Here is a 1,349-nt window from a genome sequence, read left to right as displayed (position 1 = left end):
CCCAGACGTTCCCGGCCGGGTCGGCGAAGGTCGCCGTCCGCCGGCCCCACGGCTGGTCCACCGGCCCGTTGAGCAGGGCCACGCCGTGCTCCGCCAGCTCGGCGCAGACCGCCTCGGCGTCGGCGACGTTGATGGTGAGCAGCGCGCGGGCGCCCGTCTCGGGACCGCCGACCGGGGCCGGTGCGACCAGGCCGTGCGCTTCGCCGGCCTCCAGCAGGTTGATCATCAGGTTGCGCATCTTCAGGGCGGCCGACTCGCCGTCCTCGTAGACCACCTCCAGGCCGAAGACGTCGAGGTAGAACTTCTTCGTGGCGGCGAGGTCCTCCACGAAGAGGGTGATGACCTCGATCTCGTTCAGGGCCTTGATCATGTGGTGCTCCTTGGGTCTCTCGTGCGTGGTGCGGCTGCCCGTCCGTCCGGGCCACCCCGACGACGAACGGGGGCGGCCCGGATGGACACCCCCGCCGGCTAGAGATCGCGCGCGGATTCGTCGACGGCGAGGATGCGGAACTCCGAGGTGTACCGCGCCCCCGCCGCGTCGCTCAGCCACAGCCCGTCCGCGTCCGGCAGCATCTCGGTGAGCGTGACGGAGCCGTTCTCCTCCTCCACGGAACGGCGCACCGCCTTGGCCAGGATGTTGACCAGCACCAGGCTCGTGAAGTCGACGAACGCGGGCTTGTCCTCCACCGGGACCTTATAGAACGCCCGCTCCGGCAAGCCCTGTTCGAGCCGCCAGCGGCGCGCGGCCCGGAACCGCTCGGGCTCGGACTTCACCGCGGCCCAGGCGAGTTCGCCCGCCGGGAAGCTCCACGACTCGCGGGCCACCACCAGCCGGTCGACGGTGATGCGCGGATTGTGGCGGGCCTTGGCGACCGGCTTGAACGCGTTGATCGCCGCCGCCGCCAGCGGCTCGCCCACGACGTGCGCCAGCGGCGCCTCGAAGGCCCCGGCGCGCGAGCGGACCACGAGCCGCTCGCCCTCCCGGCGCACGAACAGCGCGGCGGCCGGCATGATCGGACCCGGCGGCGTCACCGCCTCGGGGTGCATCGTCCAGTACGTGTACTCGGGCGACAGCAGCGCCGACGGCGGCGACACGCGCGAACTCACACCCGGCACGTCCCGGTTCATGATCCCGTAGATCCGGCTCCCGCGCATGTCCGCCTCGGCTGCCGCCAGCATCGACGGCGGGTCGTCGTGCTGCTCGACGAAGACCCGGCTCTCCATCGTGTTGAACGACAGGTGCAGTTCGCCGAGCACCAGCAGGAACTCCCCATGCCCGACCGCCTCTTCGTCCGCCGCGGCGAGCATGAAGTCCGGCGAGTGGTGCACCGCCGTCGGCCACGGCAGCG

Annotated in this window: 1 protein-coding gene and 1 pseudogene; both read right to left on the bottom strand. The window is 71.8% G+C overall.

All coding sequences use genetic code 11. From position 1 onward, the window contains the following. Nucleotides 1–370: VOC family protein (locus AB0O00_RS39730; protein ID WP_363659533.1), on the bottom strand; the 370-nt coding region annotated here is incomplete at its 3' end. 98 nt (nt 371–468) lie between these two features. Beyond that, nucleotides 469–1,349: pseudogene (locus AB0O00_RS39725) on the bottom strand (hypothetical protein); the annotation flags it as partial.

It is taken from the genome of Kitasatospora sp. NPDC093558 (genome assembly GCF_040683475.1).
Lineage (GTDB): Bacteria > Actinomycetota > Actinomycetes > Streptomycetales > Streptomycetaceae > Kitasatospora.
Note: the sequence above shows the minus strand (reverse complement) of the source record. Positions and strands in the feature narration are given on the sequence as shown.